The organism is Ignatzschineria sp. RMDPL8A (assembly GCF_029815055.1).
Lineage (GTDB): Bacteria > Pseudomonadota > Gammaproteobacteria > Cardiobacteriales > Wohlfahrtiimonadaceae > CALZBJ01.
In genome coordinates, this window is the sequence record NZ_JAPPWA010000002.1 from 1,463,073 (window position 1) to 1,483,457 (window position 20,385).

Below are 20,385 nucleotides of genomic sequence, written 5' to 3' on the forward strand. Positions count from 1 at the left end.
GATCCTATAACGATTGATCGAATATTTAGACGCGCCGATTTTTTAGTGTGGTCGTTTTTATACGTGTCTATTTTATGTATCTATTTTTATAAATCGCTCAACCTGAATGCTTAAAGCCCCAAATTAAAAATTGGGGCTTTTTTTATGAGTGAAAATCGTTGGACAGCAGAAGATGAACGCTTTATGGCGCTTGCCTTAACGCTTGCGGAAAAAGGATATGGCAATGTATCGCCAAATCCTTATGTAGGTGCTATTTTAGTACAAGAGGGGCGGATTATCGGCGAGGGGTATCATCAAAAAGCAGGTGATGCCCATGCGGAAGTCAATGCCATTCGTGCGGCAAAAAAACATGCATCCGCGGCTGAGATTCAAGGCTCGACCCTCTATGTCACGCTTGAACCCTGTTGTCATGTCGGGAAAACCGGCGCGTGTACCGAAGCTATTGTCAAAGCAGGAATCACCCGCGTTGTTAGCGCAATGGGAGACCCTAATCCTAAAGTTGGCGGACAAGGTCATGCATATTTAAGAGTGCAAGGGATTGACGTTTCGACGGGATTACTTGAGCCGCGTGCCCGCCACATCAATCGTCATTTTATTCATCATCAATTGACCAAACGCCCTTTTATTACTCTGAAAGCAGCGCTTAGTTTAGATGGAAAACTCGCCACAAAAACTGGGGATTCACAGTGGATCACTTGTCCAAAAGCGCGGGAGAAAACCCACCACATTCGCGGGCTTCACGATGCCATTTTAATTGGAAAAGGAACGCTCATTGCCGATAATCCGAGCTTAACGGTGCGTTATGGCTATGAAGGCTTTGGGAAAGCGCCTCTACGCGTGGTCTTAATCCAAGATTTTACCGGCGTTAGCGAGGATCTGATCCTCTTTAATGATATTACGGCTGACGAAAGCACACAGCTTAAAACCCTCGTAATTACGACAGAATCCGCGACCAAACAGGCCGGAAAACTGATTGAGACGCTTACAAATAAAGGCGTTGAGATCGTTGCGGTAGATGGGGCGACTACTTCCATCGAATCGGTGTTTAATACGCTTACTGAGCGAGGGATTATGAGCGTGATGCTGGAAGGCGGTGCGGGGATTTATGATGCCTTTTTAAATGCAGGCTATGTCGATGAGCTCGCACTTTTTTACGGCCCGCGCCTCATTGGCGATCGCGATGCGTACGAGCTTTGGGCAACGAGTGATACGACAGCGCTTGAGTGTGCCCCCATTTTAACGATTTTTGAGACAGAACGCGTAGGGGAATCGCTCTACGTCGGTGCCTTTTTTAAGGGAGATGCATAGATGTTTACCGGAATTATTGAAGAACTCGGTGAGATTCGCTCGATCGAGCATAAAAAAGATCTTACCGTGATTACCATCGGCGCGAAAACGGTGCTAGAAGGGACAAAACTTGGCGATAGTATCGCTGTGAACGGAACCTGTCTGACGGCAACAAAGCTTGGGAGCGATTATTTCGAGGCCGATGTGATGCCGGAGACGCTCAAAAAAACGGAGCTCGGTACATATCATAAAGGCTTAAAGGTCAATCTTGAACGCGCGCTTGCGGTGGGTGATCGTTTAGGCGGGCATCTGGTGAGCGGGCATATCGATGGAGGCGCGGTGCTAACAAAAGTAATGCCGCTGACAGAGGTGCATGAACTCACTTTTAAGCTCGATAATCCTCATGAGGGACTGATTATTCCGAAAGGCTCGATCGCGATTGATGGCATTAGCCTAACGATTATGGGCGTTACGAAAGATACATTCACCGTTGGCATCATTCCGCACACCTTTAGCGTCACCAATTTGGGCAGCAAAAAGATCGGCGATCGCGTCAATATTGAATTTGATATGTATGGAAAATATGTACGTGCGCAACACGAAGCAAAAGAGACATTAACACGGGAAACCTTGAGCAATTGGGGTTATTAAGGGATTAGGAGAACGATCATGAATCAACAATCTATTCAAAAAGTACAAGCGGCCATTCGTGCGATTAAACAGGGCAAAATGGTCATCATTATGGATGATAAATCCCGTGAAAATGAAGGGGATTTAGTGATGGCGGCGGAAAAAGCCACCGTTGAAACCACCAACTTTATGATTAAAATGGCGCGGGGACTTGTCTGTGTGCCGATGTCGCGGGAGCGTGCCGATCAGCTTGAGTTAAAGCCGATGGTGATCAATAACGAAGATCCGTATAAAACGGCGTTTACCGTTTCGGTGGATCATAAATCGCTCCATACCGGAATCTCGGCGATTGAGCGCTGCGTCACCATTAATGAGCTCGCAAATGATGAGGCGACGGGCGATGATTTTAATAAACCAGGCCACATTTTCCCGCTGATTGCGAAAGATGGCGGAGTGCTTGAGCGCCGCGGACATACTGAAGCGTCGGTGGATATTGTGAAACTTGCCGGATTAAAACCGGTTGCGATGATCTGTGAGATTTTAAAAGATGATGGCGATATGGCGCGTGAGCCGGATCTCATCGAATTTGCCGAAAAGCACGATCTACTCCTATTAACAATTGCAGACATTGTGGCTTATCGTGAATTTATCTTAACGCCAGAAAGTGATGCAAAACTTCCCACAGAATTTGGCGATTTCCGTATCTTTAGCTTCCAAAATAAACTTGGCGGTGAGCCCCATGTTGCGCTCGTTAAAGAGGGATCAGATTTCAATCAACCGGCGACGATTCGGATTCACTCAGAATGTTTAACGGGGGATATTTTCCACTCGATTAAATGCGATTGCCGCCGTCAGCTTGAGTTTGGGCTCAATGAGATTGCCCAAGCTGAAAACGGAATCTTAATCTATCTGCGTCAAGAAGGGCGCGGGATTGGCTTGGTGGAAAAAATTAAAGCCTACGCGCTCCAAGATAGTGGTTTAGATACCATTGACGCGAATGTGAAGCTCGGGCATGAGGTGGATTCGCGCAGTTATGAGGAAGCGGTGAGTATGCTCAACTATTTTAATGTGAGCAATGTCAAACTTATTACAAATAACCCTGAAAAGGTTGCGGCGCTGAAAGCGGGGGGCATTAATGTGCTCGAACAAGTGGCGACGCCGCGCTTTGAGACGGATGAAAATCGGGGTTACCTAACGGTGAAAGCGGATCGCATGGGGCATCAGTTCGATAAGATTGCTCAATAATGATTCGTTTGCAAGATAAAAATATTTCATTTCGATAAAAAAATTTTATATATAACTAGAGAGAAAAATTATGAAAATCATTGAAGGTCAGCTCAATATTCAAGACAAAAAAATTGCGATTGTGGCAGGGCGTTTTAATAGCCTCATTACCAAGCAACTTATTGAAGGGGCGAAAGATGCGCTCTGCCGTAGCGGTCTTAAAGAGGAAAATATTACCCTTGCGTGGGTACCGGGCGCTTATGAGATTCCGCTGATTGCGAAAAAATTCGCGCAAAAGGCTGATATTGACGCAGTTATCTGCCTAGGGGCTGTGATTCGCGGGGCAACGGCTCACTTTGATTTTGTTGCTGGCGAGGCGGCGAAAGGAATCGGTCAAATTGGGATCGATGCGGGGAAACCAGTCATGTTTGGAGTTTTGACCACAGACACCATTGAACAGGCCCTTGAAAGAGCCGGTACGAAGGCGGGAAATACGGGCTACAATGTTGCCGTGGGTGCTGTAGAAATGATCAGTTTACTCGAGCAGATAGATTAAAGGTTTTGAATTTCTTTTGCATCATAATCTTGTTATGATAAAGAAGGTTTGAACGGTTACTTGATTTTTAAAATCAATGGCTAATTGGTCTTAATGATCATTAACAATAAAAACAGATCAAAATAAATATCTAGGAGGTAGTTTTGAGTAAAGTCAATAGTCTTAACACACTCTCCACACTTGATGTGAATGGTAAAACGTACCATTATCACTCGCTTAAAAAAGCTGGAGAAGCCTTAGGTGATCTTTCATCACTTCCAAAATCGATGAAAGTTCTTTTAGAAAACTTATTACGCTACGAAGATAATAAAACCGTAACGTTAGACGATATTAAAGCGATTGGTGAGTGGCTTAAAAACCGTACATCAAAACACGAAATTCAATATCGCCCAGCGCGCGTTTTAATGCAAGACTTCACAGGGGTTCCTGCGGTAGTTGACTTAGCAGCAATGCGTGATGCAATGGCGAAAGCGGGCGGTGACCCGAAAAAGGTTAATCCTTTAGCGCCGGTTGATTTAGTCATTGACCACTCGGTAATGATCGACTCATTCGGTACCCAAAGCTCTTTCCAAACCAACGTTGAAAAAGAGATGGAACGTAACGGTGAGCGTTATGAGTTCTTAAAGTGGGGTCAAGGCGCGTTTGATAACTTCCGCGTTGTGCCTCCTGGAATGGGTATCTGTCACCAGGTTAACTTAGAGTATCTCTCACAAGTGGCTTGGGTATCTGAAAAAGACGGAAAATCATGGATCATGCCTGATACGGCTGTGGGAACTGACTCACATACACCAATGGTTAATGGTCTTTCAGTTTTAGCATGGGGTGTGGGCGGTATCGAAGCAGAAGCGGCGATTCTTGGTCAACCAATCTCAATGTTAATTCCTGAAGTGGTGGGCTTTAAACTTGAAGGTAAACTTCGTGAAGGCGTAACCGCGACTGACTTAGTATTAACGATCGTACAAATGCTCCGTAAACACGGTGTGGTGGGTAAATTCGTTGAGTACTACGGTAGCGGTTTATCAGAGCTTCCACTTGCAGACCGTGCAACGATCTCAAACATGGCGCCTGAATATGGTGCAACCGTTGGTTTCTTCCCCGTTGACGAAGTAACGCTTAACTATATGCGTCTAACCGGTCGTGACGAAGAAGTAATCGCGCGTACTGAAGCGTATGCAAAAGAGCAAGGCTTATGGTACAACGACGGTGATGAGCCTGTGTTCACTGCAACACTTGAGCTTGATTTAAGCACCGTAGTTCCAAGCTTAGCCGGTCCTAAACGTCCGCAAGACCGCGTTGTATTAAGCGATCTTCAAAAAGCGTTTGACGGATTTGCAGAAGGCCAAGGCGATGATCTTTCTCTTTCAAAAGAGATCACCATCGACGGCGAAACGGTAACCTTAGATCAAGGTGACGTAGTATTTGCGGCAATTACCTCATGTACAAACACTTCAAACCCAAGCGTTATGATGGCAGCGGGTTTAGTGGCTGAAAAAGCGGCGAAACTTGGTATCAAACGTAAACCATGGGTGAAAACATCGCTTGCTCCTGGTTCACGCGTTGTAAGTGAATACTTAGATGCAGCAGGATTAACAGAATCACTTAACGAAGTGGGCTTTAACTTAACCGGTTATGGTTGTACGGCGTGTATCGGTAACTCAGGTCCTCTAATTCCTGAAGTTGCTGCAGCGATTGACGAGAAAGACTTCACGGTATCATCGGTACTTTCCGGTAACCGTAACTTTGAAGGTCGTATCCACGCACAAATCAAAGCAAACTGGTTAGCGTCGCCTCCGTTAGTTGTGGCATTTGCAATCGCGGGTACAACCCGTATCGATCTTGCAAACGATCCAATTGCTAAAGATAAAGATGGTAATGATGTATTCTTAAAAGATATCTGGCCATCAAACCAAGAGATCGCGGATGCAGTAGCAAAAGTTGACGGTACAATGTTCCGTAAAGGCTACGCAGGCGTATTTGATGGGGATGAATCATGGCAAGCGATCAATGTTAGCGCAAGCGAAACCTACGCATGGAATGAGAAATCAACCTACGTTCAACATCCTCCATATTTCGAGAATATTGATAAGCCAATCGCGGCATTATCATCGATCGAAAATGCGAATGTGTTAGCGTACTTCGGCGATTCAATCACAACGGACCACATCTCACCAGCCGGTGCGATTATGGCGGATTCTCCTGCAGGTCGTTACTTGCAAGAGCGTGGAGTTGAGCCAAAAGACTTCAACTCATACGGTTCACGTCGTGGTAACCATGAAGTGATGATGCGCGGTACGTTTGCTAACATCCGTATTCGTAACAAAATGCTTTCAGGCGTTGAAGGCGGTTACACGAAACACATTCCAACCGGTGAAACTCTTCCAATTTATGATGCAGCAATGCGTTATAAAGAAGCAGGTACACCAACGATTATCCTAGCGGGTAAAGAGTACGGAAGTGGTTCAAGCCGTGACTGGGCTGCAAAAGGTCCAAATCTTCAAGGCGTTAAAGCAGTTATCGCTGAGAGCTATGAGCGTATCCACCGTTCGAACTTAATCGGAATGGGTATTCTCGCGCTTCAATACAAAAATGGCGACAACGCTGAGAGTTTAGGCTTAAACGGCGAAGAGACCTTCTCGATCGAATTTGATGACAACATCAAACCTGGTCAAGATATCAACGTAACTGCGAAAAAAGCAGACGGCACCGAAGTGAAATTCACCGTTCTTTGCCGTATCGATACCCTTAACGAAGTAGATTACTTCAAAGCGGGCGGTATCTTACATTACGTATTACGCCAAATGATTGCAGATAACTAATCAATTTAAGTAGAGGATTGATTAATCTCTGTATCAAAATAAGGCCGCTTCTTTTAAGGAGCGGCTTTTTAATGCGTGTGGGAATACATTTCAGATTAACGCGCTATACTATGTCCATTAATTTATGATTCACGAATCGATGAGAAGCTAATTATGAAAAAGATTTTACCCATCGCAGCGTGCGCTTTTATTCTAGCAGGCTGTATTGATACGACAGGCGGTGTTGTAAAACCGCAGATGGTGAAAGGGTCCGCATTAACGATGCAAGCCGATGGTGTTACGCCCGCCGGCGCCTATGAATTTATGCCAGGACGCTTTACTGAAAGTGATCTGCTTCGCCGTTTAACCGAACAGCGTTTAGTGCTTGAAGAGTGTGGCGATGTTGAGTGTGTAGCCGATCGCCGTGATCAGCAGCGCGCCATTAAACTTCGCGAACCGCGTGAAGGTGAAGTCGCACCGGGTGAATTTAAATATGGTAACCGTGCCACCACCTATCTACTCTACAATTACCGTGTTGATAATCGATTTGTGGTCGATAAGATTGCGCTCTATTTCTTAGATGGCCGTTTAGCGCTTGCAACGATGCAATATCCGGAAACCAATCTTATTAATGCGATTCAGCGTGAAGCAGCACCAAGTGCGGTTAATGATCGAACGGTTGGCGTTCTTTGCCGTATGGATGGACAAACTCGCGTTCGACGCGCCCAAAAAGTAACGCAGAGCGATTGGCGTTCCGGCGTGAGTGATATCTATCTCTCTTATATGGAAGGGGAGTTAGTGCGCCCGGATAACTGTGAGTATGATGCTCGTGGGCAAAAATTACTGCTCGCTCACGATACGGCAAATTTTGCAACGCTTGAGCGCGAACATAAGCGTGAAAAAGCAACCCGTCGCCGTTAATTAAAGATAATTTAGATAAAATATAGCAGATAAAAAAGAGCCCCCGATTAAAGTCAGGGGCTTTTTCTATGTTGAGAAATTACTGCTTAGTCGCCTTGATTTCGGTCGCCAGTTCTGTAGCAATCGCCTCATTTTCAACCAGAGTGTCGTGCGGTTCGACCACTTTAAGTCCGACAACGCCAGCAATGATAATGCAGAGGCTTAAAATGCGCATCAAGTTTTTAGATTCACCAAAAAGGACGATGTTCAAAATGACCGCGCCCGCCGTACCAACGCCGGTAAATACCGTATAGGCGATACTCATGCTCAGGTAATTAAAGGAGAGATAGACGAGCCCAAATGAGCCGGCAATCCCGCCGTAGTAAATTAGAAAGTTGCGCAGCGTACGGCGCTCGCTATAGAGGCTTAATCCGTATACGCCCACCATCTCAGCGATGGTCGCTAAAAAAACGTAGAGCCAACCCATTAACATAATTATACCTCCAGATCGGCATCGTCAAGTTTGGTATTAACGTCCGATAAATTGAGCCCGACAACGCCGACTAAAATCAGCCCCATAAAGAGGAGCATGGTCGAAGAGATCGCCGCATCAAAGAAGAAATAATCCATTAAGATGGTGCCAACGGTGCCAGTTCCGGCAAAGATTGCGTAGACGGTTCCCGTCGGGAGTCCTTCACACGCTTTGGCTAAAAATTGTAGATCGCAGATGATAAAGAGCACGATAAAAATCCAGTGCCACCACGCGGAAGCCGCTTTAAATCCATAAAGCCATACTAATTCGCATACACTCGTCAAAATGACGTACAGCCATGCCTTGTTCATAATATCCTATTGTTTGATATGCTAAATTGAAGTTGATTACATGCTTGGCCTCAAATAGAGCGTGATTCACACAATTTTGACGCAACTTTGGCGTGAAAAGAGCGGGAATAACGCGGTTGAGACCGTTACGAGGGGAGATTTTTTTAGAGGTGGACTTCAGTACACCAAAATGCAAAACATTGCGGTGAGAAAGGTCTGAAAGCTGTCCATATAGATACGTAACATAAAAGAGATCGAATAAAATCGATATTGATTAAGAAATTACTTCACTAATCATAAATTGTTTGGCAAATTTGTCAACTTTTGCGCGATCAATTTTTATGCCTGTAGGGCGCTAAATTGCTGAAATAGAGCTTTTTTATAAGGACAATTGAGCATTTTTATCAAAAAGCAACCTCGAGTTTAAAAGTTGTGATATGATTAACCCCGAAAATTTAGTGATTGATTCATATCAACTTTCATATAAAAATAGTTAGAAATGTAAACAATCTATTACGCTAAATTATTCGAAATATAATAAAAATCAAAAGATTTACACAATTAGAAGACGTTATTTTTAGTACTGGAGGCAACGATGAAAAGAGTCGCAATTACTGCATTGGCACTCCTTCCGCTTGCGACAATGGTTGCAAATGGATTTGAGAAAGCCGTGGATAAACAGAAAGGGGCAACGGGCATTGAAGGGGAAACCTATGAGTGGACACTCCCTGAAGCGATGCAACCGAGCGGGTATATTGATGAATCTAAAATGCCAGAAGGGTCGCGCTATAGCGAAATGGTGATTTTAGGGAACAAAATTATCAATGAAACGACGCGTTATATCGGCCCACAAGCAGAAGATGAAGCGATGCGTTATGCCGGGAGCAATCTCTCGTGCGGGAGCTGTCACGCGTATGGCGGAACTCGTCAATATCAATCGGCGTATGTCGGAGTCTATTCACGCTTCCCACAATTTCGTGGACGTGGTGATTCCATCAGCACGCTTGAAGATCGTATCAATGGCTGTATGCAGCGCAGTTTAAATGGTAAACCCTTGCCAAATAACTCCGTTGAGATGAAAGCGATGGTCACTTATATGCAGTGGCTCTCTCAAGGGATTCCTGTTGGCGCGAAAGTGGAAGGTCAGGGCTTAGTGGACATTCCTTATTTAGACCGTGCGGCCGATCCTGAGCATGGTGAAGAGGTTTATATGGAAAACTGTGTGGCCTGTCACCAACAAGATGGTTCGGGAATTGTAAACCCCGTTGCGGATACCTTCGGCGGCGCTTACTATATCTATCCACCGCTTTGGGGTGATGATAGCTATAACGATGGGGCGGGTATGTATCGCTTGATGAAAGCGGCGGCCTATATCTATCACAATATGCCACAAGATAAACCAGGCACACTTTCCATTGAAGAAGCGTATGATGTAGCCTCATATATCAATAGCAAACCCCGTCCGAAAAAAGCGGGCATGGAAAATGACTTCCCCGATCGTCGTATCAAGCCGGTAGACTCACCCTTTGCACCTTTTGGCGATGAGTTCTCTGAAGAAGAGCACCGCTTAGGGCCGTTTGAACAGATGATTAAATAGTTTCTTAAGGTCAATATGACAAAGCCTAGATTCCGATGAGTCTAGGCTTTTTTCTTGCTAAGATGTTTACGAATTATAATTTTAGGGAGTGTTTTATGAAAAATTACGAGCTAACCTATGAGTTTGTAAATGACGAGTCTTTTATTAAGGGCTATAAAGAGAAGCTTGATCATTGTGGCATGCCATTATCTGGGTTTTTGTTAAGTTTTGACTTAAGGTTGCATGTAAAAACTTCTTCGAGTTACTTATTTCTATCAGATGAGGTTTGGAAGTTAAAGAATTTATTTACAGCTTTAATAAAATTAGAGTTGTTTAAGAAAAATGCTTCATGGGATTTACCGCAACTTAATATAGTAATTCCATTGATACGAGTGGTTTTAGAAGGTTTTTTTAGAGTTCTGTACGTCTATAGATTTGTAGATGAGAATAATTTTGAACAAGAAGAAATTGAAGAAAGGTTTTCTAAAATCGTAAAGATTTTTTTAAAGGAATACGATAAGTATAGAAAAGATTTAAAAAAAATTTTAGAAACTGAGGTGGACAAAGAGGCAAAACACTTTTTACCTAAATTAGAGGGAGAGGGGCAAGGGTTGAGTGTCTCTTGTATGTTACATGAAATTTTTGGAGAGATTAGTACAGAAACAGAGAGGAAAGCGTATTTGCTTTATCGTTTTTGTTGTTTATATTCTCATGGGAATACCAATATGGGTTTATTAAAAGCTGCAAAAGTGTCCTGCCTTCCTAACGCGAATATATTTAATATCCTTGAAGATATTTCTCATCACTATATTGTTTTATTAGAAAATATTTTAAGTTGTGAAGTTTTTTCTAAAGCGGTGAGCGAATTAGAGATAAGCCCTCTTGATTGAGAGCTTATCATTTTGTTTGTCTTAATTCTCTAAATGACGTACTGGGAGAAATTGAAAAGGGGGATGATATTCAAATTTTCCGGAGACTTCACCGCCAAAGATATGGGATTGATCGGGCCCGAGATCGAGTTTTTTTACATTCTCCTCCGCGCCACTAAAATCAACTTTGTTGAGATCGACCCAGAAGAGATTCGGGGATACGGCAGATTCGAAGAAATACCGGCGAGCTTTATGATCGATCACAGTGCGCCAGCGGGTTGAAGAGATATTCGGTTCTGCTTCGGTGTTTAATCCAAAGGGAACGGAGACATTGCGTATAACACTAAAGACACTCGCAAGAGAGCTACGTTCATCGCCATCTTTAGGGATTGAGTTGATATAAAATGAGGCGCGCACAAATCGATCCGCCGCGCGATTACTGCCCGGAAGCATCACCGTGCCGCCAATCTGTTTCCAATAATCATTAAGAGCAAGTTGCTTTTCATAGGCCGGCGAATTGGTCATCACTTGATAAGCTTTATTGTGATGAATCACCTGTTTTCCATCAATATATTCCACAATCGCGCTATCGCCATATTTATCCGAGAGCGAGAGATGAAGCGCCGCTAAACGAGTATCGCCCGGGACTTGATCGCTAATGACAATAAACGGCTCTGCCTCAAGCGCATTGACCGCCTCTTGAACGGTGGCAAAATTATCGAGCATATATTGCGCCCAAAGTGAGAGCGATAAGGTGGGTTTGTCCACATCGTGAGGATCGGGATATTCCGATTCCGCTAACCAAAGAAGATTCGCCGCTAGTCCCGCTTCATTCACCCCATCGGTAGTAGCAATATCATAGCCGGAGGCAATCACGCTGCCATATTTTGCCTTCCAGTGGATCGACTTTGAATTCGCCGCTCCGGTTCGATCAATTCCGCGGGGGAGAATCCATAAATTGGTGCCGACATCGACTTTCCAATCCATCGACCGTGCCGTCATAATCCGTTCATTATCGCCATGAAAGACAATGCGCGTACAGGCATCGGCAATGCTAAAAGAAAGTCCGCCTGCAAGCAGCAGTGTGGGAAGGATTTTTTGAATCTTTTTAATCGAAAAACGCACCATAAAAGCTCCTTAGATGAGGGGTTATTTAGGTTTAGTGTAGCTGAGAATTTGTAAATTAGCATTTTGTGATTGATTGCGGTCAAGGGAGCGAGTCATTGTTATAAAACGGTCACAATTGGTGTGCATATTCAACTTGTCAAATTTCAAAATAACAAGGAATCCTATGACTCAAGAGGAAAATCGGACCTTCATGGAAGATCTATTAATACTTCGTAGAATCAATGGGTTTAGTGAGCATGATCTTGATCGTTTAAATCAGATCGCGCCACTCATTACCCCAAAACTTGCTGAATTGACCGATCAATTTTATTGTCAATTAGAACGCAGTCCCCACACAGCCCCTTATTTAGAAGGACGTGTGCAGCTCTTAAAAAAGACCCATCTTGAGTGGCTCACATCACTCTTTACGACGCGCCTAGAGGAGGATTATTTGGCTGCGCAATGGGCAATTGGGCGCGTGCATGCGAAGTTGTATATTGCGCCGATTTTTGTGGCATCGAGTATGAGTTATCTGCGCTCTGAGTTTCCCAAGCTCTTAGATAGTGAGATTCTTAGTGAAATAAATCATAGCAAAGATGAGCTCATTAGTTCGGTACTCAAAATGCTCGATATTGTCCATTTTGTCATCGATCAAAGCTATTACGATCGGCTGCGCGAGGTGACCGGTATCTCTAAAGCATTGCTCCATCGCCTGATGAAATAACCATGATGAAATAACACTGGGTAACAAGATCTGAGTAGGAGGGATTGATATGAATCGTGAGCGTTTAACACGATATTGATATCATAGGAGTGTTTAACGCTATGGAATGACTGTTATGAGCCTGCGCATGATTCAGCACCCTTTAATCGGGGCGTATCTTTTTCTCTTTATTTGGATGGTTGTGGTGATCGGTTGCCGGATTATCGCGTTCGATGAGATCATGATCTTTATTGGGTTTATGGTGCCGATTGTGCTCTTTTTATATGGCGTTGCCCGCTTTGCTTTTTATCGAGAGAAATACCCAAGGGTGACGATAGCGGATATTAAGGCGATTTTTGAGCATTCCGATCAAGTGTTTAACAAGCCGATCACGATCTGCGGCATTGTGGAGACCGATGAGATGCCGATCTTTTCTGGAGTCGATCAGGAGGCACTTGTCTATACTGAGCTCGGCGCGAATCTAGATATTGGGAAGACGGCCACGCCCTCCAAATATACGGCGCTGAATAATCAAGCCGAGCAGATGGGATTTTATATTAATGATGGCACGGGGCGGGTTCGCATTTTAAATGATCGGCCACTGTCGGTGCGTAGCGAGCGCAATATCACCTTAGCAGGAGGTATTATTGCGCTTGAAAAGCGAATTCTTGTGGGGGAAGAGGTGTTGGTGACAGGCATTCCCGATAAGTGGAATGGCACATTAATGCTCGAACCTTATCAAGGGAGTATTTTCGTTGATACCATTCTTGAGCCTGAACGGATGAGGTTTCGGGATCAATTAGTCCCGCTGTTACAGAGTGGCTTTTATACGCTCTTTATTGCGATTCTTGCAGCCTTTTTGCTTTTGTTTCGTACGATCGAGCCGGAAACCCCGTTTATTCCATTTGATTGGCTTACGCTTCTATTTCTGCACATAGTCAGTGGCTATATCGGCATTATGGCGTTTGGCTATCTTGGGGTACTCATTAAACCGCTGGGGGTAATTAACTTAGGGTTTGCACTTGGCGGATTGATCGGGCTCGGCATACTCTTTTTGAGTCCCTTTTTGCAGCCATATGTCGATATCACCGTCGATGGGATGTTTTATGCGCTTATATGCTGTTATGCCGGCGGAATTTTTGTGTGTCTACTGAATTATCACCGCCTTAATTATGTAACTAAGGATATTAAATAACCGATTAAATAGAGTCGATTAAACAAGGGCTTCCGACAGGATGCCAAAGGTCGCGCCAATGCAGACGATGCTCCACGGGGGGAGACGCCAGAATGCAATAAGAGCAAAGAGGAGGGCGGCGATGGAAAGATCTTTGGGGCTATGGATGGTAGAGGTCCAGAGTGGCGTATAAAAGGCGGCACACAATAACCCAACCACTGCCGCATTGACAGCCATTAGGGCTCCGCGAGCTTTGCGATAACGGCGGAGGCTTTCCCAAAAGGGCATTACCCCAACCATAAGGAGAAACCCGGGGAGAAAGATCGCGATCGTAGCCATCATCCCGCCAAGTATTCCGCCAATATCCGTACCAATAAAAGCCGCAAAGGTAAAGAGTGGCCCGGGTACAGCTTGCGTTGCTCCGTAGCCTGCGATAAAGGTTTCATGAGCAATCAATCCCGTTGGCACAAATTCTTGCTCAAGGAGCGGGAGCACAACATGACCGCCTCCAAAAACAAGCGCCCCTGAGCGGTAAAACTTCTCAAATAACGTGACACCGGATTGAGGATTATCGATAAAGTAGCTCAGTACGGGGAGCCCAACGAGAAAGATCATAAAGAGCACGAGCGCACCATAGGCGATCGATTTATTAAGGGGTTGATTAAGCGGTTGTTTAATTGGGGGCGCGCTATCTCGGCCATCAGAATGGTCCGCGTTACAGAAAAATAGTCCGTAGAGAGCCGTCAATACAATAATTACCACTTGCGCAAGGGCGTGATGCCAAAGGAGCGCTACAATTAACGCAAATAGCGCAATGCCGCGGCGCGTATTATCGGGCGTTAAGGTCTTTGCCATGCCGCTTAAGGCGTGCAGCACAATGGCAATGGCCACAAGTTTTAGCCCGTGAATTAATCCGCTTAAAAAGGGAAGCTCAAAGGCGGTGAGCGAGAGCGCAAAGAGCATTAATAAAATCACTGAAGGAAGCGTAAAGCCTAAAAAGGCAGCGATGCCTCCTAAAAGTCCTCCGCGAGTCATTCCGATGCCAAGCCCAATTTGGCTGCTCGAAGGCCCGGGGAGAAATTGAGCGAGCGCAATGAGATCGGCATACGCCTTTTCAGAAAGCCACCGGTGCCGGCGTACATAGACTTCATGGAAATAGCCTAAATGCGCCGAGGGTCCCCCAAATGAGGTGAGCCCAAGTTTGAGCGATACGAGGAAAATCTCCCAGAACATTCTAAATTTAGATCCAAATTTCGAATGTGTCTGTGTTGAGTCATATTGTGGCGGCGTTAACATCAATGGATCCCTTCATAATTTAAGCGTCGGCGCGTCTTCCCGTAGCATAGCGTATTAAATCAATATGACAAGCTGATGACAAGGAGGTGACAGGCGTTAAAGAAGTTATCAAAAGAGATTTGCATGTGGGGAGATCATTTGCCGTAAAATATGCCTAATCAATATCCATTGAACAGCCATTAAATAGCGATTAAATAGAGAGGGGCAAAATAATGAACGCAGAAAATCAACAGACAATTCAAGGGGAGCGATTTAATATCTATACGCATCTGATTGGGACGCTGCTTGCACTCGGTGGAATGGTCTTTTTGATTGTGCATTCGAGTCTCTATCAAGATGCATGGAAGATCGTGAGCGTGTCGATCTATGGGGCGGCACTCGTTCTGTTATATGCGATATCGACGCTCTATCACGGCCTTAAAAAAGAGCGTACCAAACAGATTTTCCAGCGCCTTGATCATGCGGTGATCTATATTTTGATTGCTGCGAGTTATACGCCTTATACGCTCGTTACCCTTCGGGGACCATGGGGATGGTCTCTCTTTGGCGTATCGTGGGGATTGTGTCTGATAGGGGTGATTCAGGAATTTTGGATCGGCTGGCGGACGCAAGTATTCTCGATGCTCTTATATGTGGTGATGGGCTGGCTCATTGTGATCGCCGCAAAACCTTTAATGCTAACGCTCTCAACTGCCGGGTTATTTTGGCTCGTGCTCGGGGGCATTATCTATACCGTCGGCATTTTATTTTTTGTGTTCGATGAAAAGGTCAAACATTTCCATGGGATTTGGCATCTCTTTGTCATCGCAGGGAGCGCGTGCCACTATTTTAGCATTCTTTTTTATGTGGGAAATCCGCTTTAAGGAGAGCCATTACCGATGAATCCACCAATCTATTAAGTTGTAAATTAAAATAAGGTATTGACAGATAATCAAACTCCCGCTATATCTAAGTCAATGCCGATTTGAAAAAACAGCTTGCGGGCACAACAGCTAAAGCGTCCATCTTCAGACATTTTTATATGACAGCACTAGAATAGCACTGGAAAATAGATAAAATGAAGATACTCCACTAGCAACAGGTGTGACACAAGAGCGGCTCAAACGGCAGCTCTTTTTTTTTATGTCTTAATGTTGATAAGGAGAGACAATGTCTGAGTTTAATTTACCGATCCTCGATTATGCTGAATTTATTAAAGGGGGCGAATCCCGTCAGCAATTTGTAGCAGATTTGGGATATGCCGCCCATGAAGTCGGCTTTTTCTATCTTAAAAATCATGGTATCTCACAGAGCTTGATTGAGGATGCGTTTACCCATGCGAAAACCTTTTTCTCATTGCCACTAGAGCAAAAACGCGCCATTCACATGGTCAATTCCCCTCATTTTCGCGGGTATACCCAACTGCATGATGAGATTACTCGGGAGAATCCTGATACGCGGGAGCAACTCGATTATATGCCTGAGTATGAAGCGATCCCTCTTGATGAAATTCCTGAGGATCAGCCTTGGTTACGTCTTCAAGGCCCAAATCAATGGCCAGAAGCGGTACCGGAACTGAAAGGGACGCTACAGCAGTTACAAAAAGAGCAAACCGAGCTCGCAAAATCGCTGCTATCGGCCTTTGCGCTCGCGCTTGGGCAAGATGAAGATGTGTTTGCGCACACCTACGCCCATAAACCCTCAGTCTTATCGAAAGCGATTCATTACCCGGGGATTGAGGATAGTATCCAAGGGGTTGGTCCGCATAAAGATTCAGGCTATCTCACCTTTGTTCAGCAAGATGAGACCGCTGGGCTTGAGGTATTAAAAGGGGATGAGTGGGTATTGGCCGAACCGATTCCGGGCACGTTTGTGGTCAATATTGGGGAGCTATTAGAGATTGCTTCCCAAGGCTATCTTAAAGCAACACTGCATCGCGTCGTAACGCCACCTGTAGGGGTTGATCGCTATTCGCACGCCTTTTTCTTAACCTCACAACTTGATGCAACGGTACCATTAATTACATTGCCCGAGGCGCTTCAAGGCAAATCGTTTAGTATCACTCAAGATCCAAAAAATCCGCTCTTTACTCAAATCGGGAAAAACTTCTTAAAAGGGCGCTTACGTTCCCATCCCGATGTAGCAAAACGCCATTATGCCGATCTACGCATTGATGGATAAATTAATGGATAGAACACTCGAAACTCTCTAGAGGATCAATAACCGATAAATCACAGGGCAAAAAAAACGATATACGTCACACAGATGCCGATTTGGAAATGCTTGCGGGCAGACAGCTAAGCAGAGATGAGTAAACGCCTCGATCGTTTCCTTTCGGCCATCGTCCATATAACAACGACATAACGAACAATAAAATAACCAAAGGAGATCATTATGATTACCGTTACCTATCTTAAAAAATTGAATAAAATTAATAAACGCGCAAAGCAGCTCTTTTATCTATTGATTGCCGGCCTTGTTTTAACCGCCTGTTCTGAGGCAGAGTCGGATATTAGTACGAAAGCAACGCCTCAAACAAACCCCGATCAACAGACCATTCGGATTGGCACCTCACCGGGGGATTTTGCTGATATGGTTCGGGATTATATCGGGCCTGAACTTGAAAAGGCGGGCTATCAGGTCACGCTAAAAGAGATTACCGATATTGTGATTCCCAATACGGGCGTGCATGAGGGCTCGCTTGAGGTCAATATCTTCCAACATAAACCCTATTTAGATGAATTTAATGAAAATTATAACGCAATGCTAACGCCGATTGTCCAAGTGCCGACCGCGCCTTTCGGACTCTATGGCGGTAAGCTTCACTCATTGGACAGTGTCAAAGAGGGAGCAACGATTGGGATTCCCTCCAATGTCACCAACTTTTCACGGGGATTGCGCATTTTAGAGGCGCTAGGTTGGATTACGCTCAAAGAGGATATTGATTTTTTTCGGGTGCGTAAAACGGATATTACCTCAAACCCTAAAAACCTGAAGATTTTAGAGATTGAAGCGGCGCAGATGGTGCGGGCGCGTCAAGATGTGGATTATGCGGTGATTAATGGGAATTTTGCGCAAGATGCGGGGATTCCATTTACCGATGCGCTCTATATTGAACCGAGCAAACATTTTGTCAATTGGGTTGTGGTGAAAAAGGCCGATAGCGACACTCCTTGGGCGAAAACGTTGATCGATATTATCAATTCAGATGGATTTAAAGCGTACACGCAAGCGCATTTCCCTGGCTACAATTTACCCTTAAGCTGGTAGGAGGCGATGATGCGATTCAAGGCATTTTTATATATAGGTATCGGTATTATTTTGGCCGGTTGTTTCTCCAATTCGAGCGATGAGCAAAAAGTGATTCGGATCGGTACGTCGGTAGGAGATTTTGGCACAATGGCGCGTGATTTTATTGCCCCCGAGCTTAAAAAGCAGGGCTATACGGTAAAGGTGACGGAGTTTAGCGATATTATGGGGCCCAATATTGCGCTCAATGATGGCAGTATCGATATTAATACCTTTCAACATCGATTTTTCTTAGAGGGATTTAATCAAAGTAACAATAGTAATCTATTGCCGATCTTTCAAATTCCGACAGGGCCTTTAGGGCTCTATAGTGGGCGTAAACAGACGTTACAAGAGGTTGAAAAGGGCGCTGTTGTGGCTGTGCCGCTCGATACAACTAATTATTCTAGAGCACTTATCTTACTGCAGGATCTTGGCTGGATTGAGCTCTCGGAGAATGTGGCCGATCCTTTTTCAGTGAGCGCTAAGGATATTATCTCCAATCCTCACGGCATTATTTTAAAAGAGATCGAATCGCCACTCATTCCTAGAATTCGGGTGGATGTGGATTATGCCATTATTACGGGAAATTTTGCAGCAAGTTCTGGCATTCCATTTACCGAAGCGCTCTTTACCGATCCCCATTACAACTTTATCAATTGGGCCGTCATTCGCCCGGAAGATGCGGAGAGTGACTGGGTTAAAGCGATTACGGAAGCTTATCATGGGGCAGAATATAAGGCCTATATTAAGGAAAATTTCCCAGGTTACAAACATCCTGCCTCGTGGAATTCACGTTAGTTTATTAGTGTGATTTCTCATAGCAGCCCATCATGGAAAAATGGCATTTCGTGATTAATGTCGAATTAAATATCGATTGAATTGTATACATTAGTGTTACTATAGAGAATTCAATGAATATAAATATAAGGAGTCGATATGAAATCGAAAGCAGCCGTTGCCTTTAAATTGGGGGAAGCGCTTAAAATTTGTGATGTAGATGTTGCACCACCCAAACACGATGAAGTACAGATTAAAATGGTGGCCTCGGGCGTGTGCCATACAGATGCTGTGGCGCGTGATTTAGAGGGCGTTTTCCCACTTCCGGGAATTTTAGGGCATGAAGGATCGGGCGTTGTGACCGCCGTTGGCGAGGATGTTGATTCGGTCTCCATTGGTGATCATGTGGTGCTCAGTTTCTCGAGTTGCCAACACTGTTCACATTGTCTTTCAGGCCATCCAACAGTCTGTGAAGATTTTAACCCGCTTAACTTTGGCGGTACGTTAAAAGGGGGCGGTTCGCCATATTCCTATGAAGGGGAAGCACTTTCCATCTTCTTCGGGCAATCCTCATTTAGTGAGGTGGTGGTGACTAAAGCAACAAATGTGATTGTAGTCGATAAAGAGATCGATTTACGACTGCTCGGGCCATTAGGTTGCGGGATTCAAACCGGCGCCGGAACGGTGCTTAATCGGTTAAACCCGAAAGCAAATGAATCGATTGTGATTTATGGGACGGGCGCGGTGGGATTAAGTGCCATTATGGCGGCAAAAGCGATCGGCTGTTATCCCATTGTGGCGGTTGATATTCATGATCATCGCCTCGATCTTGCGAAAGAATTGGGCGCGACACATACCATTAATAGTAAAAATGAAGATCCCGTTGCCAACATTAAAGCGCTGACCGGATTTGGCGCCGTCTACGCGATTGAAACGACCGGTGTCGAGGCTGTTGTTAAACAGGCGCTTGCCGGAGTGAAACCGCTCGGAGTGGTGGCCATTGTCGGCTTTACCGGTGATGTCACACTCAATATTCACAACGAGCTGATGTGGGAAGGAAAATCACTCATCGGCGTCATCGAGGGTGATAGCATTCCAAAAATCTTTATCCCTACACTCATCTCACTCTACAAACAAGGGAAATTCCCCTTCGATCGTCTGGTAAAATTCTACCCCTTTGAAGAGATCAATCAAGCCTTCGCAGATTCCGCAAGTGGCAAAGTGATTAAGCCCATCGTGACGTTTTAAGCTTTAAAGAACATTTTCACGAAATTTAACATTTAAATTTAAGATAATAGAGACCCCTTCAAATTTTGGAGGGGTTATTTTTTGAGCATATACCTATTGTTGAGCCTGGTAATCACCAAGTAGAAAACATTCCAAGAGACTATTTAGTTAC

Annotated in this window: 19 protein-coding genes; 15 read left to right on the forward strand and 4 right to left on the reverse strand. The window is 44.7% G+C overall.

Annotation, left to right across the window (positions count from 1 at the left end; all coding sequences use genetic code 11):
• The first annotated feature begins 144 nt into the window (after window positions 1-144).
• The 6 genes from ribD to OXI21_RS08175 all read left to right on the forward strand — a co-directional run bounded on the left by ribD (window position 145) and on the right by OXI21_RS08175 (window position 7,413).
• Entirely contained in the window at window positions 145-1,308 is a 1,164-nt protein-coding gene (gene ribD, locus OXI21_RS08150; protein WP_279619071.1) for a bifunctional diaminohydroxyphosphoribosylaminopyrimidine deaminase/5-amino-6-(5-phosphoribosylamino)uracil reductase RibD, read from the forward strand.
• On the forward strand, window positions 1,309-1,938 hold the full coding sequence (locus OXI21_RS08155) for a riboflavin synthase (RefSeq protein WP_279619072.1): 630 nt from the start codon (window positions 1,309-1,311) through the stop codon (window positions 1,936-1,938).
• Window positions 1,939-1,956: 18 nt separating this feature from the next.
• Window positions 1,957-3,162: a 3,4-dihydroxy-2-butanone-4-phosphate synthase gene (ribB, locus tag OXI21_RS08160; RefSeq protein WP_279619073.1), complete on the forward strand. Its 1,206-nt coding sequence runs from the start codon at window positions 1,957-1,959 to the stop codon at window positions 3,160-3,162.
• Window positions 3,163-3,232: 70 nt separating this feature from the next.
• Window positions 3,233-3,697 (forward strand): 6,7-dimethyl-8-ribityllumazine synthase, encoded by a 465-nt coding sequence (ribE, locus tag OXI21_RS08165; RefSeq protein WP_279619074.1) that lies wholly within the window; start codon window positions 3,233-3,235, stop codon window positions 3,695-3,697.
• A gap of 143 nt (window positions 3,698-3,840) precedes the next feature.
• On the forward strand, window positions 3,841-6,513 hold the full coding sequence (acnA, locus tag OXI21_RS08170) for an aconitate hydratase AcnA (protein WP_279619075.1): 2,673 nt from the start codon (window positions 3,841-3,843) through the stop codon (window positions 6,511-6,513).
• Between the two features lie 153 nt (window positions 6,514-6,666).
• Entirely contained in the window at window positions 6,667-7,413 is a 747-nt protein-coding gene (locus OXI21_RS08175; protein WP_279619076.1) for a hypothetical protein, read from the forward strand.
• 79 nt (window positions 7,414-7,492) lie between these two features.
• Here OXI21_RS08175 and OXI21_RS08180 read toward each other — a convergent pair whose 3' ends face one another.
• On the reverse strand, window positions 7,493-7,885 hold the full coding sequence (locus OXI21_RS08180; protein WP_279619077.1) for a multidrug efflux SMR transporter: 393 nt from the start codon (window positions 7,883-7,885) through the stop codon (window positions 7,493-7,495).
• 2 nt (window positions 7,886-7,887) lie between these two features.
• The gene (locus OXI21_RS08185; RefSeq protein WP_279619078.1) at window positions 7,888-8,235 is read right to left on the reverse strand and encodes an SMR family transporter; all 348 of its coding nucleotides are present in this window, start codon (window positions 8,233-8,235) and stop codon (window positions 7,888-7,890) included.
• 574 nt (window positions 8,236-8,809) lie between these two features.
• Here OXI21_RS08185 and OXI21_RS08190 point away from each other — a divergent pair.
• Together OXI21_RS08190 and OXI21_RS08195 are read left to right on the forward strand one after the other, a co-directional pair.
• Window positions 8,810-9,811, forward strand: a complete 1,002-nt coding sequence (locus OXI21_RS08190; RefSeq protein WP_279619079.1) for a c-type cytochrome — start codon at window positions 8,810-8,812, stop codon at window positions 9,809-9,811.
• A 95-nt stretch (window positions 9,812-9,906) separates the two neighbouring features.
• Entirely contained in the window at window positions 9,907-10,680 is a 774-nt protein-coding gene (locus tag OXI21_RS08195) for a hypothetical protein (protein ID WP_279619080.1), read from the forward strand.
• Window positions 10,681-10,701: 21 nt separating this feature from the next.
• Here the strand turns inward: OXI21_RS08195 and OXI21_RS08200 are convergent, their stop codons facing one another.
• Complete coding sequence (locus tag OXI21_RS08200; RefSeq protein WP_279619081.1) at window positions 10,702-11,787, reverse strand: linear amide C-N hydrolase; 1,086 nt, start codon at window positions 11,785-11,787, stop codon at window positions 10,702-10,704.
• A gap of 163 nt (window positions 11,788-11,950) precedes the next feature.
• On the opposite strand from OXI21_RS08200, the gene OXI21_RS08205 reads away from it, so the two are divergent.
• Window positions 11,951-12,490 carry a protoglobin domain-containing protein gene (locus OXI21_RS08205; RefSeq protein ID WP_279619082.1) on the forward strand — a complete coding sequence of 180 codons (540 nt, stop codon included), beginning with the start codon at window positions 11,951-11,953 and terminating at the stop codon, window positions 12,488-12,490.
• A gap of 115 nt (window positions 12,491-12,605) precedes the next feature.
• Window positions 12,606-13,664: a hypothetical protein gene (locus tag OXI21_RS08210; protein ID WP_279619083.1), complete on the forward strand. Its 1,059-nt coding sequence runs from the start codon at window positions 12,606-12,608 to the stop codon at window positions 13,662-13,664.
• Between the two features lie 18 nt (window positions 13,665-13,682).
• Here OXI21_RS08210 and chrA read toward each other — a convergent pair whose 3' ends face one another.
• Entirely contained in the window at window positions 13,683-14,939 is a 1,257-nt protein-coding gene (chrA, locus tag OXI21_RS08215) for a chromate efflux transporter (RefSeq protein ID WP_279619084.1), read from the reverse strand.
• Between the two features lie 212 nt (window positions 14,940-15,151).
• Here chrA and OXI21_RS08220 point away from each other — a divergent pair, with 212 nt between their 5' ends.
• The 5 genes from OXI21_RS08220 to OXI21_RS08240 all read left to right on the forward strand — a co-directional run bounded on the left by OXI21_RS08220 (window position 15,152) and on the right by OXI21_RS08240 (window position 20,234).
• Entirely contained in the window at window positions 15,152-15,802 is a 651-nt protein-coding gene (locus OXI21_RS08220; RefSeq protein WP_279619085.1) for a hemolysin III family protein, read from the forward strand.
• 286 nt (window positions 15,803-16,088) lie between these two features.
• The gene (locus tag OXI21_RS08225) at window positions 16,089-17,099 is read left to right on the forward strand and encodes a 2-oxoglutarate and iron-dependent oxygenase domain-containing protein (RefSeq protein WP_279619086.1); all 1,011 of its coding nucleotides are present in this window, start codon (window positions 16,089-16,091) and stop codon (window positions 17,097-17,099) included.
• Between the two features lie 213 nt (window positions 17,100-17,312).
• Window positions 17,313-18,188 carry a MetQ/NlpA family ABC transporter substrate-binding protein gene (locus OXI21_RS08230; RefSeq protein ID WP_279619087.1) on the forward strand — a complete coding sequence of 292 codons (876 nt, stop codon included), beginning with the start codon at window positions 17,313-17,315 and terminating at the stop codon, window positions 18,186-18,188.
• 6 nt (window positions 18,189-18,194) lie between these two features.
• Window positions 18,195-19,007 (forward strand): MetQ/NlpA family ABC transporter substrate-binding protein, encoded by an 813-nt coding sequence (locus tag OXI21_RS08235; protein ID WP_279619088.1) that lies wholly within the window; start codon window positions 18,195-18,197, stop codon window positions 19,005-19,007.
• A gap of 138 nt (window positions 19,008-19,145) precedes the next feature.
• Window positions 19,146-20,234: an NAD(P)-dependent alcohol dehydrogenase gene (locus tag OXI21_RS08240; protein WP_279619089.1), complete on the forward strand. Its 1,089-nt coding sequence runs from the start codon at window positions 19,146-19,148 to the stop codon at window positions 20,232-20,234.
• Window positions 20,235-20,385 lie beyond the last annotated feature (151 nt).